At 62.6% G+C, this 13,520-nt stretch carries 13 protein-coding genes and 1 pseudogene; 7 read left to right on the top strand and 7 right to left on the bottom strand.

Annotated features, from left to right (window positions below; translation table 11 throughout):
- Positions 1-74: 74 nt before the first annotated feature.
- Positions 75-1,550, bottom strand: coding sequence for a helicase HerA-like domain-containing protein (locus ACLEJU_RS01210; protein ID WP_435421583.1), 1,476 nt, complete (start codon positions 1,548-1,550; stop codon positions 75-77).
- On the opposite strand from ACLEJU_RS01210, the pseudogene ACLEJU_RS01205 reads away from it, so the two are divergent.
- The 5 genes and pseudogenes from ACLEJU_RS01205 to ACLEJU_RS01185 form a co-directional block, all read left to right on the top strand.
- Positions 1,531-2,733: pseudogene (locus ACLEJU_RS01205) on the top strand (cache domain-containing protein); the annotation flags it as partial. The gene ACLEJU_RS01210 and the pseudogene ACLEJU_RS01205 overlap by 20 nt on opposite strands.
- A 93-nt stretch (positions 2,734-2,826) precedes the next feature.
- Positions 2,827-3,591: a methyl-accepting chemotaxis protein gene (locus ACLEJU_RS01200; RefSeq protein ID WP_371856889.1), complete on the top strand. Its 765-nt coding sequence runs from the start codon at positions 2,827-2,829 to the stop codon at positions 3,589-3,591.
- A 196-nt stretch (positions 3,592-3,787) separates the two neighbouring features.
- Entirely contained in the window at positions 3,788-4,909 is a 1,122-nt protein-coding gene (locus ACLEJU_RS01195) for a glycosyltransferase family 4 protein (protein WP_435421584.1), read from the top strand.
- Positions 4,902-5,666 carry a DUF2334 domain-containing protein gene (locus ACLEJU_RS01190; RefSeq protein WP_435421585.1) on the top strand — a complete coding sequence of 255 codons (765 nt, stop codon included), beginning with the start codon at positions 4,902-4,904 and terminating at the stop codon, positions 5,664-5,666. Before ACLEJU_RS01195 ends, ACLEJU_RS01190 begins: the two co-directional genes overlap by 8 nt.
- Complete coding sequence (locus ACLEJU_RS01185) at positions 5,663-6,655, top strand: lysylphosphatidylglycerol synthase transmembrane domain-containing protein (RefSeq protein ID WP_435421586.1); 993 nt, start codon at positions 5,663-5,665, stop codon at positions 6,653-6,655. The genes ACLEJU_RS01190 and ACLEJU_RS01185 overlap by 4 nt, the downstream gene beginning before the upstream one ends.
- On the opposite strand, the gene ACLEJU_RS01180 is transcribed toward ACLEJU_RS01185, so the two are convergent.
- Both ACLEJU_RS01180 and purU read right to left on the bottom strand, forming a co-directional pair.
- Complete coding sequence (locus ACLEJU_RS01180) at positions 6,561-6,794, bottom strand: hypothetical protein (protein WP_435421587.1); 234 nt, start codon at positions 6,792-6,794, stop codon at positions 6,561-6,563. The genes ACLEJU_RS01185 and ACLEJU_RS01180 overlap by 95 nt on opposite strands.
- A 50-nt stretch (positions 6,795-6,844) precedes the next feature.
- Complete coding sequence (purU, locus tag ACLEJU_RS01175; protein ID WP_023378897.1) at positions 6,845-7,696, bottom strand: formyltetrahydrofolate deformylase; 852 nt, start codon at positions 7,694-7,696, stop codon at positions 6,845-6,847.
- Positions 7,697-7,993: 297 nt separating this feature from the next.
- On the opposite strand from purU, the gene mvaT reads away from it, so the two are divergent.
- A complete protein-coding gene (gene mvaT / locus ACLEJU_RS01170) occupies positions 7,994-8,371 on the top strand; it encodes a histone-like nucleoid-structuring protein MvaT (protein WP_027917937.1) in 378 nt (125 codons plus the stop codon).
- Positions 8,372-8,441: 70 nt separating this feature from the next.
- On the opposite strand, the gene sbcB is transcribed toward mvaT, so the two are convergent.
- The 3 genes from sbcB to ACLEJU_RS01155 form a co-directional block, all read right to left on the bottom strand.
- A complete protein-coding gene (gene sbcB / locus ACLEJU_RS01165) occupies positions 8,442-9,878 on the bottom strand; it encodes an exodeoxyribonuclease I (protein WP_435421588.1) in 1,437 nt (478 codons plus the stop codon).
- A 46-nt stretch (positions 9,879-9,924) separates the two neighbouring features.
- Positions 9,925-10,284: a PilZ domain-containing protein gene (locus ACLEJU_RS01160; RefSeq protein ID WP_110635946.1), complete on the bottom strand. Its 360-nt coding sequence runs from the start codon at positions 10,282-10,284 to the stop codon at positions 9,925-9,927.
- 124 nt (positions 10,285-10,408) lie between these two features.
- Positions 10,409-10,795, bottom strand: a complete 387-nt coding sequence (locus tag ACLEJU_RS01155; RefSeq protein ID WP_435421589.1) for a tetratricopeptide repeat protein — start codon at positions 10,793-10,795, stop codon at positions 10,409-10,411.
- Positions 10,796-10,976: 181 nt separating this feature from the next.
- On the opposite strand from ACLEJU_RS01155, the gene pyk reads away from it, so the two are divergent.
- Positions 10,977-12,431, top strand: a complete 1,455-nt coding sequence (gene pyk / locus ACLEJU_RS01150; RefSeq protein ID WP_110635940.1) for a pyruvate kinase — start codon at positions 10,977-10,979, stop codon at positions 12,429-12,431.
- 109 nt (positions 12,432-12,540) lie between these two features.
- Here the strand turns inward: pyk and ACLEJU_RS01145 are convergent, their stop codons facing one another.
- Positions 12,541-13,461, bottom strand: a complete 921-nt coding sequence (locus ACLEJU_RS01145) for an iron-sulfur-binding ferredoxin reductase (RefSeq protein ID WP_435421590.1) — start codon at positions 13,459-13,461, stop codon at positions 12,541-12,543.
- Between the last annotated feature and the right edge of the window lie 59 nt (positions 13,462-13,520).

The following is a 13,520-nucleotide window of genomic DNA, read 5'->3' as shown; positions in this document are numbered from 1 at the left end:
CAGATTGCTGGGGCCGCTTCGCGCCCCTTTCGCGACGCAAGGCCGCTCCTACAGAGACCGCGCAACCATCATGATTACCTTTTCTTGCCACCCAACAACGACCCCATCAACCCTCGCACCAGTTGCCGCCCCAACTGATTGGCCGCCTGGCGCACCGCCGACTTGATCGCCTGCCCCGCCGCACTCTGCAGAAACTCGCCCGCCTTGTCAGTGAAGCTCTCTTCGTCCGCCTTGGGCACTGGCGCCGGCTCCACCGGCTCTCCTTTGCGCTGGGTCAGCATTTCATACGCCGACTCCCGGTCGATAGCCTTGTCGTAGCGCCCCAACAAAGGCGAAGCCGCAATCAGCGCACTGCGTTCGGCCGCACTCAGCGGCCCGATCCGCGATTGCGGTGGCGCGATCAGCACTCGCTGGACCATCGCCGGCGTGCCCTTGTCTTCCAGGGTGCCGACCAACGCCTCACCAATCCCCAGCTCGGTCAGCACCGCCAGGCTGTCGAATGCCGGGTTCGGGCGGAAGCCATCGGCCACGGCCCTGAGCGACTTCTGCTCTTTAGCGGTGAAGGCGCGCAGGCCATGCTGGATACGCAAGCCCAGTTGGGCCAGCACGCTATCGGGCAGATCCCCCGGCGACTGGGTGACGAAATATACGCCAACCCCCTTGGAACGGATCAGCCGAACCACCTGCTCCAGGCGGTCCTGCAGCGCTTTCGGCGTACCGTTGAACAACAAATGCGCCTCATCGAAGAACAGCGCCAGTACCGGCTTGTCGGCATCACCGCGTTCCGGCAGCTGCTCGAACAGCTCAGCCAGCAGCCACAGCAGGAATGTCGCGTACACCTTCGGTGCTTCATGCACCAGTCGGCTGGCATCAAGCAGGTGGATACGCCCACGGCCATCGGCATCCGGCCGCAACAGGTCCTCCAGCTGCAGCGCCGGCTCGCCAAACAACGCCTCGGCGCCCTGCTGCTCCAGGGTTGCCAGCCGGCGCAGCAAGGCCTGGGTCGAGCCGGTGGTCATCAATGCGCTGTCTTCGCCAAGCAGTTGCGGGTTGTCCTTCAGGTGGGCCAACAAGGCCTTGAGGTCTTTCAGGTCTAGCAGTAACAGGCCTTCGCGATCCGCCACCTTGTACGCCGCATACAGCGCGGCTTGCTGGCTGTCGGTCAACTCCAACAGATTGCCGAGCAGCAACGGGCCCATCTCGCTGAGCGTGGTACGCAACGGGTGGCCGGACTGCCCCGCCACATCCCAGAGCGTTACCGGATAGGCTTTTGGCGTGTGTCCCAGCCAAGGCATGCCAGCGATCCGCTCGGCCACCTTGCCTTGTGGCGCACCTGCCGCACCCAGGCCGCACAGGTCGCCTTTGACGTCTGCCGCAAATACCGCCACCCCGGCATCGCTGAACACCTCCGCCAGGTGCTGCAGGGTCACGGTCTTGCCGGTGCCGGTAGCCCCGGCGACCAGGCCGTGACGATTGGCGAGGCGCATGGCCTGCTGAACGGGTTGCCCGCCCGGGTCAGCGCCTACAACTATGGTCGATGTTTCTGACATCTCTTTTATCCCCCGCTCAAGCTTTAGCTTAATTCGGCCGATACCTTTGGGTGATATTCGCCTTAATAGACAGGAGCAACCGAAAAAGGACTTTTCGGGATGTTGCACTGTTTGCAGCGACACCGTGCGAACGCCCGATAAAAACCTTAGCGGAACCGATTACGCCATGAACAAAAACCTGCGTTTCAGCCACAAGATCCTTCTGGCTGCGTCATTGATCGTGATACTCGCCTTCAGCCTGTTCACCCTTTACAACGATTACCTCCAGCGTAATGCGATCCGCGAGAATCTGGAGAATTATCTGGCTGAGATGGGCGAGTCCACTTCGACCAATATCCGCAACCTGTTCGATGGCCGTATCAAGCTGGTGGAAAACCTGGCGCAGAACATTGCCCAGCAACCGGCCAACGCCGAAACACTGATGGGCCAGAATGCCCTGATCTCGAGCTTCCTCACGGTCTACCTGGGCAAGGTCGATGGTGGTTTCAGCGTGCGCCCGGACTCCAAGATGCCTGATGGCTACGACCCGCGCACCCGCCCCTGGTACAAGGACGGCATGAACGCCCAGGGTGCGATTCTTACCGAGCCCTACATCGACCTGACCACCAACAAGATGGTCATCGGCATCCTCAGCAAGGTTTCCAGCAGCGTCGGCGTGGTCGGTGGCGACCTCGCCCTCGATGGCCTGGTGCAGATCATCAACTCGCTGAACTTTGGCGGCATGGGTTATGCCTTCCTGGTCAACGACCAGGGCAAGATCCTGGTCCACCCGGACAAGGACCTGGTCATGAAGTCGCTGTCGGACCTGTTCCCGCAGCAAACGCCGAAACTGTCCGGCGAGCTGACCGAAGTCGACGCCAATGGCCAGGCTCGCCTGCTGACCTTCACCCCGATCAAGGGCCTGCCCTCGGCCAACTGGTACATCGGCCTGTCGGTGGACAAGGACAAGGCCTTTGCCATGCTCAGCACCTTTCGCACCTCGGCGGTGATCGCCACCCTTGTGGCGGTGGTGATCATCATCGGCCTGCTCGGCCTGCTGATACGCGTGCTGATGCAGCCGCTGCACACCATGACCCGCGCCATGGCAGACATCGCCGAAGGTGAAGGGGACCTGACCAAGCGCCTGAGCATCCACAACCACGACGAGTTCGGCATCCTCGGCAAGGCCTTCAACCGCTTTGTCGAACGTATCCACGGCTCGATCCGCGAAGTGTCCTCGGCGACCGAGCAGGTCAACGAGGTGGCCCTGCGCGTCATCAGCGCCTCGAACTCGTCGATGGCCAATTCCGACGAGCAGTCCAACCGCACCAACAGTGTGGCTGCGGCCATCAACGAACTCGGCGCCGCCGCCCAGGAAATCGCCGGCAATGCCGCCCAAGCGTCGCAGCACGCCAGCTCCGCGCGCCTGCTGGCCGAGGAAGGCCAGCAGGTGGTGGAGCGCAACATCGCCGCGATGAACCGCCTGTCCGACCTGATCGTCACCTCGAGCGCGCACATCGAGACGCTCAACAGCAAGACCGTGAACATCGGCCAGATCCTCGAAGTGATCACCAGCATTTCCCAGCAGACCAACCTGCTGGCGCTCAACGCCGCGATCGAAGCGGCCCGCGCGGGTGAGGCCGGGCGTGGTTTTGCCGTGGTTGCCGACGAGGTCCGCAACCTGGCGCATCGCACCCAGGAGTCGGCGCAGCAGGTGCAGACCATGATCGAAGAGCTGCAGGTCGGTGCCCGCGAGTCGGTCGATACCATGGGCCAGAGCCAGCGCCACAGCCAGGACAGCATGCAGATCGCCAACCAGGCCGGCGAGCGCCTGGACAGCGTGACCGTGCGTATCGGCGAAATCGACGGCATGAACCAGTCGGTGGCCACCGCCACCGAAGAGCAGACCGCCGTGGTCGACTCGATCAACATGGACATCAACGAGATCAACATGCTCAACCAGGAAGGTGTCGAGAACCTGCAGGCCACCTTGCGCGCCTGTTCGGACCTGGAGCAGCAGGCCACCCGCCTCAAGCACCTGGTCGGCAGCTTCCGCATCTGACCGTCAGACCGCGTCGCCTGCTTCGCGGCTGAAGCCGCTCCTACAGGATTGTGGAAATCCCTGTGGGAGCGGCTTCAGCCGCGAAGAATCCAGCACTGCCCTCCCGCCCAACCCGATCGAACAAACTATCCTTCAGAAAGGTCAACCTTTAGGCGCGTCATCGCCAGATGACACACCCGAAGACGATCCCGGAGGGATGCTGATCGTGCACATCGCCGACATCACCATGTTCTACGCCCCGGCCAGCGGCGGCGTGCGGACGTACCTCGATGCCAAACACCACCGCCTCGACGCCCTGCCGGGCGTACGCCACAGCCTCCTGATTCCCGGCCCCAGCGCCAGCCATGCCGATGGCATCTACCAGGTGCCCGCACCGCCCCTGCCATTCGGCAAAGGCTATCGTTTCCCGGTGCGCCTGGCGCCGTGGTGCAACGTGCTGCGCTGCCTCAAGCCCGACCTGATCGAAGTCGGCGACCCCTACCTCACCGCCTGGGCAGCACTTGAAGCCCGGCGCAAGCTCGACGTGCCGGTGATCGGCTTCTACCATTCCGACCTGCCGCTGCTGGTGAGCAACCGAATGGGCAACTGGTTCACGCCCAATGTCGAGGCCTATGTCAGCAAGTTGTATGGCAATTTTGACCGGGTACTGGCGCCCAGCCTGGTGATGGCCGACAAGCTGCGCCGCCTGGGTGTACGTGACGTGCATGTACAACGCCTGGGTGTCGACCTGCAGACCTTCCACCCTGACCATCGCGACCCGCAACTGCGCGCCCAGCTGGGCATTGCCGATACCAGCCGCCTGCTTATCTATGCCGGGCGCGGTTCACGGGAAAAGAATCTGCCGGTGCTGCTCGAATGCATGCGACACCTCGGGCAGCCCTATCACCTGTTGCTGGTTGGTTCCAGCATGCCAGCCAGCGTGCCCGAGAACGTCAGCGTCATCGACCAGTTCCGCCCGCCGCAGGAGGTGGCCCGCCTGATGGCCAGCGCCGACCTGCTGGTACACGCCGGCGACCAGGAAACCTTCGGCCTGGTCATCCTCGAAGCCATGGCCAGCGCCACCCCGGTGGTCGCAGTACGCGCCGGGGCCTTTGGCGAGATCGTCAACGAACATTGCGGGCGCCTGTGCCGGGCCAATGATGGCCAGGCAATGGCCCTTGCCGTGCGCGAAGCGTTCGAAGCAGGGGTGCGCAAGCTCGGTGCCCAGGCCCGCGTGCATGTGGAGCAGCACTATTCGTGGGACATCGTGGTGGCTGGCCTGCTGCAACACTACCAGGCAGTGCTCGGCCACCAACCCCAGGTACGCGCCCATGGCTGAGCCCGCAGCGGCTTCGGGCAGCCTGATGCTGGTGCTGCACGATATCGCGCCCGAAACCTGGCCGGACTACCAGCCGTTCGTGCAGGCCGTGGACGAAATGGGCAATGTGCCGATGACCTGGCTGGTGGTGCCAGACTTTCATCACCGCAACCCTCTGACTCGCTCACCAACCTTCTGCCGCCTGCTCGAACGGCGCCTGGCCCGGGGTGACGAACTGGCGTTGCACGGCTTCTACCACGCCGACGACGGGCCCACGCCGCGCAGCCTCGGCGAGTACTTCATGCGCCGTATCTACACCCACGAAGGCGAGTTCTATGCCCTTGACCAGACGCAAGCCCTGCAGCGCCTGGAACAAGGCCTGGCCCTGTTCGCCGGGCAAGGCTGGCCAGTGGCCGGGTTCGTCGCCCCGGGCTGGCTGATGAGCCAAGGCACCCGGCAGGCCCTGAGCCAACTGCCGCTGCGCTACACCAGCACCCCCCAGCACCTTTATCGCTTGCCTGACTTCACCGCATTCGATGCACCGGGGCTGGTGTGGAGCGCACGCAGCGCGTGGCGCCGGGGGCTGTCGAGGGTGGTCTGCGACTGGCAGTGCCGGCACTGGCGCACGGCTGAAACCCTGCGTCTTGGCTTGCACCCGGTGGACATGCGCCACCGCTCAGCGCGCAACTATTGGCTGCGCACCCTCGACAACCTGCTGCTGCAAGGCCGTGAGCCGCTGACCAAGTCGGCCTGGCTGGAGCGCCAGGTGATCGCATGAACCGCCTCGGCTGGCTGGCCTTGGCACTGGCCGGCGCCTTGCTGGTGCCGGCGCTGCTCGGCGGCAACGAACTGCTGCCCAGGCTGGCGACCTTCGACACCACGCTGTTGCTGACCCTGCTCGGCATGATCCTGCTGTGCTGGGTGATCAATGCCATGCGCCTGCGCCTGCTGCTCGGCGAGCAAGCGACGCAGCTTGGCCGTGTGCGCAGCCTCGGCGTGGTGATGGCCACCGAGTTCGCGATCTGTACCACCCCTGGCGGCAGCGGTGGCCCGATCACCCTCATGGCCCTGCTCGCCCGTGACCGTATCGGGCCGGCCCGCAGTGGTGCGGTATTTGCCATGGATCAGTTGAACGACCTGCTGTTCTTTTTCTGCGCGATGCTGGCGATTGCCGGTTATGCCCTGTTCCACAGCCTCGGGCGCAGCCAGCAAAGCATGTTGTTGGGCAGCGCTTTGCTGCTGTGTGCAGCCCTGACCATGATCGTGGTACTGCTGCGTTACCGCCGGGCTGTGATGCGCTTCAACGGGCGCCTGCTGCAACGCCTGGGCATGCCCGGCAAGCGCAAACGCCGCTGGGCCCGCAAGGTCCTGCATTTCATCGACGCCCTGGCACAGACCTGGCAGCTGCCCAGACGCACCCTGGCGCTGGTGTTCACCCTCACCTGCCTGCACTGGAGCCTGCGCTACAGCGTGCTGTATCTGGTGCTGCAGGGCCTGGGGGTGGAGCTGTCGTGGATCCCGAGCTTCCTGGTGCAGATGCTGTCGCTCAGCGCCGGGCAATTCAGCCTGCTGCCAGGTGGCGCTGGAGCCGCCGAGCTGACTTCGGCCAGCCTGCTGACACCGCTGGTAGGCAGCTCGACAGCCGCAGCGGCGATCGTGATCTGGAGGGCGATCACTTACTACTTTTATCTGCTGGCGGGCGGGCCGGTGTTTTTCTGCCTGCTGGCGCGTCCGTTGCTGGAACGCTGGCGGGGTCAGGCGGGTTGAGCTGGCGCCACAATGCGGCGGCATCGGGGAAATCGGTGCCGTCGTCGTCGCTCAGGGCTTCGGGGTCGTAGCGGGCCAGGCAGCCTTCGCCGAGGGTGGGGGGAGTTGAGGCAGTGGGTTTGTTGCGCGAGATTGCCATCATGTTCTCCGCAAAGCATTGGGGGCCGCGATGCAGCCCCCGCGGTGGTATCAGTCGAATACCACGGTCTTGTTGCCATGCACCAGCACGCGGTCTTCCAGGTGATAGCGCAGGCCGCGAGCCAGCACCATCTTCTCGACGTCACGGCCGAAGCGGACCATGTCTTCGATGCTGTCGGCGTGGCTCACACGCACCACGTCCTGCTCGATGATCGGGCCGGCATCCAGCTCTTCGGTCACGTAGTGGCAGGTCGCACCGATCAGTTTCACGCCACGCAGGGCCGCCTGGTGATACGGCTTGGCGCCGACGAACGACGGCAGGAAGCTGTGGTGGATGTTGATGACCTTTTCGGCATAGTCCTGGCACAGTTGCGGCGGCAGGATCTGCATGTAACGCGCCAGCACCACCACGTCAGCCGCATGCTCCTGGACCAGGCGTGACACTTCGGCAAAGGCCGGGGCCTTGTCCTTGGGGTCGACCGGCACGTGGAAGAAAGGAATGCCGTGCCACTCGACCATGCTGCGAAGGTCGTTGTGGTTGGAAATCACACACGGGATCTCGCAATCCAGTTCATCGGTGTGCCAGCGGTGCAGCAGGTCAGCCAGGCAGTGCGATTCGCGGCTGGCCATAAGCACCACGCGCTTCTTCTGCGCCGAGTCGGTGATACGCCAGGTCATGGAGAACTCTTCGGCGATCGGCGCGAAGGCCTCGCGGAACGCCTCGATACCGAAAGGCAGCGATTCGGCACGGATTTCATGGCGCATGAAGAACCAGCCGCTCTGCTCATCGGAGTGGTGGCTGGCTTCGTTGATCCAGCCGTTGTACAAGGCCAGGAAATTACTGACTTTCGCCACGATGCCAACACGGTCGGGGCAGGCGATCACCAGACGATAGGTGCGCATGAATTAAGACTCCAGAACTTCGCAAAGGCGCTCATTCTAGCGGCCCGACCAAAAAAACGCAGTAATCATTGCGCCCGCCGGCAGCGCCATGCCCGGCAAGCCAAGGCGGAAAGCGCGCTACTACAGCCTGATGACAATCAGGACGAACTGCAGGGTCATATGTAAATTTTTCTTAATTTTGAGATATTTTGTCACAGGGCTACTAACAGTTAAGTGCCGAATAATATGTTTACTTGAGAGTATCGTCTGTCTATTATTGCCTCACTCATTTCTGAACACGCATTAAAGGAACACTCCATGTCCCTGATCAACGAATACCGCGCTACCGAAGAAGCCATCAAGGAACTTCAGGCCCGCCTGGCCAACCTGTCGCAGGATGACAAGCTGAAGAAAGAACTGGAGTTCGAAGGCAAACTGCGCACCCTGATGGGCGAATACTCCAAGTCGCTGCGCGACGTCATCGCCCTGCTCGACCCAGAGTCGAAACTGAGCAAAGCCCCACGCGGTGCAGCGAAACCAGTTGCTACCAAGCGTGCGCGCAAGGTCAAGCAATACAAGAACCCGCACAACGGTGAAGTGATCGAAACCAAAGGCGGCAACCACAAGACCCTGAAAGAATGGAAAGCCAAATGGGGTGGTGACGTGGTTGAAAGCTGGGCGACCCTGCTGGACTGACTGTCCACAGCAACGCTTTGTATATACAAACAAGAACGCCGGCATGATGCCGGCGTTTTTGTTTGCTCATTCAAAGGCTGATTGCAAACTGCTCACGCAAGTTGCTGGCATGCGCCTGCCAGGCGTCCAGCACTCGCCGCCCGGCCTCGTCGGCGTTGGCCCAGGCGCTCAGCCTGGCCTGCTCGAAATCACCCAGCGTGTTCGGTGCCCCCCATTGCGGATCGCTCAGGCGCTGCTGGCAGAAGCCATACCAGCGCTGGCGCTCTTCGCTGTTCAAGGTTTCCGGGAAGTTACGGGCGCGGTAGCGGAACAACAACTCCGGCAGACGCGGATCATCGAACATCCAGTGGCCATGCCCTAATTGCGCAGGGTCCAGCGTGCGAACTTGCTCGCACAGGCGGCGGTCGCGATCACCGATGAAACCGTCATACAACTGCTGTTCCGGGTCTTCAACCGCAGCGAAGTCCTCCTTGCCGTAGATATGCTCAAGCTTGTCCTGCCATTCAGCCTGTTGATTAGCCAACTGTTCAGCGCGTGATTGCATCATTGCCAGATCGACACCCAGTCGCTGCTGATCGGCAGGGCGCAATACCGAAAGCGGAGCGACTACCGGGCAGCGATTGATCTGTACCAACTTGAGCGGTACCGGTAATTGTCCTTCAGATAATTCCTCATGCCGCGTGTACAAACGCTCGCGCAGTACCTCGGCACTTTCCCTTATTAACGGTAGGGTTTCCTGATGCAGGTCACACACAATCAGTGCATTACGATTACGCGGGTGCCAGGCCAATGGCAGGACCACCCCCAGATAATTACGCGCTGCGGAAAAGCGCCCGGATATATGTACCAGAGGCTGCAATAGACGGATCTGCTCCATCACTTTGTGCTTGCTGCGCAACTGGAAGAGCCACTCGTACAACTTGGGTTGTTGCTGCCTGATCAGGCGTGCCAGGGCAATCGTGGCCCGTACGTCGGAAAGCGCTTCGTGGGCATGCCCATGGTCGATGCCATTGGCCTGGCTGAGCAATTCAAGACGCAAGCTGGTGCGCCCGTCCTGTTGCGGCCAGACAATGCCCTCCGGACGCAGGGCGTAGGCAGTGCGCACTACGTCAATCAAGTCCCAGCGGCTGTTGCCGCCCTGCCACTCGCGGGCATAAGGGTCGAAGAAGTTGCGGTACAGGCTGTAGCGGGTCACTTCGTCGTCGAAGCGCAGGGTGTTGTAGCCGGCAGCGCATGTGCCAGGGCGCGCCAGCTGTGCGTGGACGCGGGTCATGAATTCGGCTTCGCACAGGCCCTGGTTGGCGAGTTGCTCGGGGGTGATACCGGTGACCAGACAGGCGGCCGGGTGCGGCAGAATATCGTCCGAAGGGCGGCAATAGAGGTTGATCGGCTCTTCGATTTCGTTGAGTTCGAAATCGGTGCGCACGCCAGCGACCTGCAACGGCCGGTCGCAGCGTGGGTTGATGCCAGTGGTTTCGTAGTCGTGCCAGAAGATGCTGGAAGTCACGGGGTCGTCCTGTTTCGAGGTCGACCCGATTCTAGCGGAGACAGGCTCAGGCGGAAGCGTTGGCGGGGCGGAAACTGAAATAGTCGCGCAGCGAGCGGACGAACTCATCGTATTCACGCGGCGCCTGCAGCAGCATGAAACCGGAATCGTAGTGGCCCGGGGTCTGGTCTTCGCGGCACCACAGGCAACTGGCGGTCAGGTTGATGAACTGAAATCCGCCACCGGCCAGCGGGATCCGCAATTGCAGCTCGAAGTCCGGCCCGACCAGCACAGGCAGCGAGCTGATCAGCATGATCCCGTCTTCGGAGGCATTGCCCAGCTGACCGATCGGCTGATCGGTAAAGCGGTTGTAGACCTTCAGCACACAAGGCAACTGATGGCGTTCGATATGGCGCTGGATGAACATGATCGCGAGTGCAGTCCCGTACCTGATGCCAGGAATGCAAGGTACTGGCGGTTGTTGTAACAGCTGAGTTACAGATTAGCGCAGCGCGCCGGTCAAATCCCGTGAAATTAATGACACCTTGGTGTTAACGCCAAGTAGGGGTATTGACCGGGTTGGCCACCGCCGCCTCTGCACCACGGTAGTGCCCGAGCTTCTGCAGGGTCTCCAGGCGCGCCTTGGCCCGGTAAGCGTATTCATTGCCCGGGTACTGCTGGATCAGGTACTCGTAGGTCTGCGCCGCATCCACATAAAGCCTGTCGCGCTCCAGGCACTGGCCACGCAGCAGCGACACTTCCGGGTGGATGAACGGCCGCGCACGGCTGGTGCGGTCGACCTGCGACAACTCCAGCATGACCTTCGAGCAATCGCCCCGGTCATAGGCGCGGTAGGCGTTGTTCAGGTGGTGGTCCATGGACCAGCGGGTGCAGCCGACGGTGCTGGCCGCCAGGGCGATTATGATCAGGGCGCGCATGGGGTATCTCCTTTGATGCCTGTTTATCGGCCATTGCCGGCAAATCTTCACAGCCATTTGCAAGGATACTCCCGCCCGTTCAAATGCCCCCCTGCATTGGTCGCAGGTAGTGCAACGGAACAATGACTACAGCGCAATTGAGGAGTAGCCTTTCGCTGCGCTTCACTATAGGAGTCTGTGCATGAGCATCCGCCGTACCAAAATCGTCGCCACCCTTGGCCCCGCCAGCAACTCGCCGGAAGTGATCGAACAGCTGATCCTCGCCGGCCTGGACGTGGCACGCCTGAACTTCTCCCACGGCACTCCGGACGAGCACAAGGCGCGCGCCCGCCTGATCCGTGACATCGCCGCCAAGAACGGCCGCCATGTCGCACTGCTGGGCGACCTGCAGGGTCCGAAGATCCGCATCGCCAAGTTCGCCAACAAGCGCATCGAATTGAAGATCGGTGACAAGTTCACCTTCTCCACCGCCCACCCGCTGACCGAAGGCAACCAGGACATCGTCGGTATCGACTATCCCGACCTGGTCAAGGACTGTGGCGTTGGTGACGAACTGCTGCTCGACGACGGCCGTGTGGTCATGCGCGTCGAAACCGCCACCGCAGACGCCCTGCACTGCGTGGTGATCATCGGTGGCCCGCTGTCGGACCACAAAGGCATCAACCGCAAAGGTGGCGGCCTGACCGCGCCGGCCCTGACCGAGAAAGACAAGGCCGACATCAAGCTCGCCGCGGAAATGGACCTGGACTACCTGGCCGTCTCCTTCCCGCGTGACGCCAGCGATATGGAATACGCACGCAAGCTGCGTGACGAAGCCGGCGGCAGCGCCTGGCTGGTTGCCAAGATCGAGCGCGCCGAGGCCGTTGCCGACGACGAGACCCTCGACAAGCTGATCCTCGCTTCCGACGCGGTGATGGTTGCCCGTGGCGACCTGGGCGTGGAAATCGGCGACGCCGAGCTGATCGCCATCCAGAAGAAGATCATCCAGCACGCCCGCCGCAACAACAAAGCGGTGATCGTCGCGACCCAGATGATGGAGTCGATGATCCAGAACCCGATGCCGACCCGTGCCGAAGTGTCCGACGTGGCCAACGCCGTGCTGGACAACACCGACGCGGTGATGCTGTCGGCCGAAAGCGCCGCCGGTTCTTACCCGATCGAAGCCGTACAGGCCATGGCCCGTATCTGCTCCGGTGCCGAAAAGCACCCGACCAGCCAGAAGTCCAGCCACCGCCTGCACACCACCTTCGAGCGCTGCGACGAAAGCATCGCCCTGGCAGCCATGTACACCGCCAACCACTTCCCGGGCGTGAAGGCGATCATCGCCCTGACCGAAAGTGGCTACACCCCGCTGATCATGTCGCGTCTGCGTTCGCACGTGCCGATCTTCGCACTGTCGCCGCACCGCGCCACCCAGGCCCGCGCCAACATGTTCCGCGGCGTCTACCCGATCGCCTTCGACCCGGCCTCGCTGCCGGCCGACAAGGTCAGCCAGGCAGCCGTCGACGAGCTGCTCAAGCGCGGCCTGGTGGAGCAAGGTGACTGGGTGATCCTGACCAAGGGTGACAGCTACCACACCATCGGTGGCACCAACGGCATGAAGATCTTGCACGTGGGTGATCCGCTGGTCGGCTGATAGCCTTTGAGGCCTCATCGCGACCTTCGGTCGCTCCTACAGGAAATCGCAATTCCCCGTAGGAGCGACCGAAGGTCGCGATGAGGCCCGCACAGGTATCACAAATGCCTCATGCATGTTCAACGAACACATCAGCAAACACCTGCCCCCGCGGCACCCCGGCAATAAACAGCCGCCGGGCAAACCGCTCGACACTCCCCGGCGCCCCGCACACCAGTGCCACCGTCTGCCGCGATGACGGCCGCAACCCCACCAGCGCCTCCTCCATCTGCTCCGCCAGCACAAGCTCGACCTTCACACCCTGCAATTGCATCAGCGGCTCCGCCAGATAGTGCCCAGCGTGGTCCCGCGCCACATGCACCACTCGAATCTCCCCGTCATGCCCTTGGCGCACTGCCTCGCGCAAGATGCCCCACAACGGCGCCAGGCCGGTGCCCGCTGCCAGCAACCAGAGCGGCCGCGCCTGCCAGTCCGGGTCGTAGTGCAACGCCCCGCCCCTGCACTCACCCAGGCGCAACTCATCGCCCGCCTTCAGCCCACGGGCCTTGTCGCAAAAGGCACCTGCTCGTTGGCAATCGATATGAAATTCGAGGAAATCATCTTCCCCCGGCAGGCTGGCCAGGGAATAAGGCCGAGCTACCGCACCCAACCACAACACCACATGTTGCCCCGCTTGATAACGCAACGCCCGTTGCGGTAGCAGCCGCACGCGCAGCACATTGCCAAACCAGTCCACCGCGCAGACTCGCGCCGGCACGCCATCCTGCTGCGGGTCGAACACCGCCACGCGCAGGTCCTCGACCACCCGACACTGGCAAGCCAGACGCCAGCCCAAGGCATGCTTGTCCAGCGACAGTGCCTCGGGCAAGGCGTCCACCGGCTGCCCTTGCAGGCAATGCACCAGGCAGGCGTGGCAACTGCCGGCACGGCAGCTGTAGGGCACGTTGAACCCGGCCTCATTCAAGGCATCGAGCAGGTTGCTGCCGGTCGGCACCGTCCAGCGGCGCGCGCCCACGCAAAGTTCGGGCATGGTAAGTCTGTCTCCATCGATCACCGGATCACTGTATGCCAAGCGCGCATTGGCAGCAA

The sequence above is a fragment of the Pseudomonas sp. SMN11 genome (assembly GCF_052041945.1).
Taxonomy (GTDB): domain Bacteria; phylum Pseudomonadota; class Gammaproteobacteria; order Pseudomonadales; family Pseudomonadaceae; genus Aquipseudomonas.
This window is presented reverse-complemented; position numbering and strand designations above follow the sequence as displayed.

Bases quoted from the DNA above. Each gene is read 5' to 3' on its own strand.
- ACLEJU_RS01210 (WP_435421583.1), bottom strand. From the start codon at position 1,550: ATGTCAGAAACATCGACCATAGTTGTAGGCGCTGACCCGGGCGGGCAA.
- ACLEJU_RS01200 (WP_371856889.1), top strand. From the start codon at position 2,827: ATGGCCAATTCCGACGAGCAGTCCAACCGCACCAACAGTGTGGCTGCG.
- ACLEJU_RS01195 (WP_435421584.1), top strand. From the start codon at position 3,788: ATGCTGATCGTGCACATCGCCGACATCACCATGTTCTACGCCCCGGCC.
- ACLEJU_RS01190 (WP_435421585.1), top strand. From the start codon at position 4,902: ATGGCTGAGCCCGCAGCGGCTTCGGGCAGCCTGATGCTGGTGCTGCAC.
- ACLEJU_RS01185 (WP_435421586.1), top strand. From the start codon at position 5,663: ATGAACCGCCTCGGCTGGCTGGCCTTGGCACTGGCCGGCGCCTTGCTG.
- ACLEJU_RS01180 (WP_435421587.1), bottom strand. From the start codon at position 6,794: ATGGCAATCTCGCGCAACAAACCCACTGCCTCAACTCCCCCCACCCTC.
- purU (WP_023378897.1), bottom strand. From the start codon at position 7,696: ATGCGCACCTATCGTCTGGTGATCGCCTGCCCCGACCGTGTTGGCATC.
- mvaT (WP_027917937.1), top strand. From the start codon at position 7,994: ATGTCCCTGATCAACGAATACCGCGCTACCGAAGAAGCCATCAAGGAA.
- ACLEJU_RS01160 (WP_110635946.1), bottom strand. From the start codon at position 10,284: ATGTTCATCCAGCGCCATATCGAACGCCATCAGTTGCCTTGTGTGCTG.
- ACLEJU_RS01155 (WP_435421589.1), bottom strand. From the start codon at position 10,795: ATGCGCGCCCTGATCATAATCGCCCTGGCGGCCAGCACCGTCGGCTGC.
- pyk (WP_110635940.1), top strand. From the start codon at position 10,977: ATGAGCATCCGCCGTACCAAAATCGTCGCCACCCTTGGCCCCGCCAGC.
- ACLEJU_RS01145 (WP_435421590.1), bottom strand. From the start codon at position 13,461: ATGCCCGAACTTTGCGTGGGCGCGCGCCGCTGGACGGTGCCGACCGGC.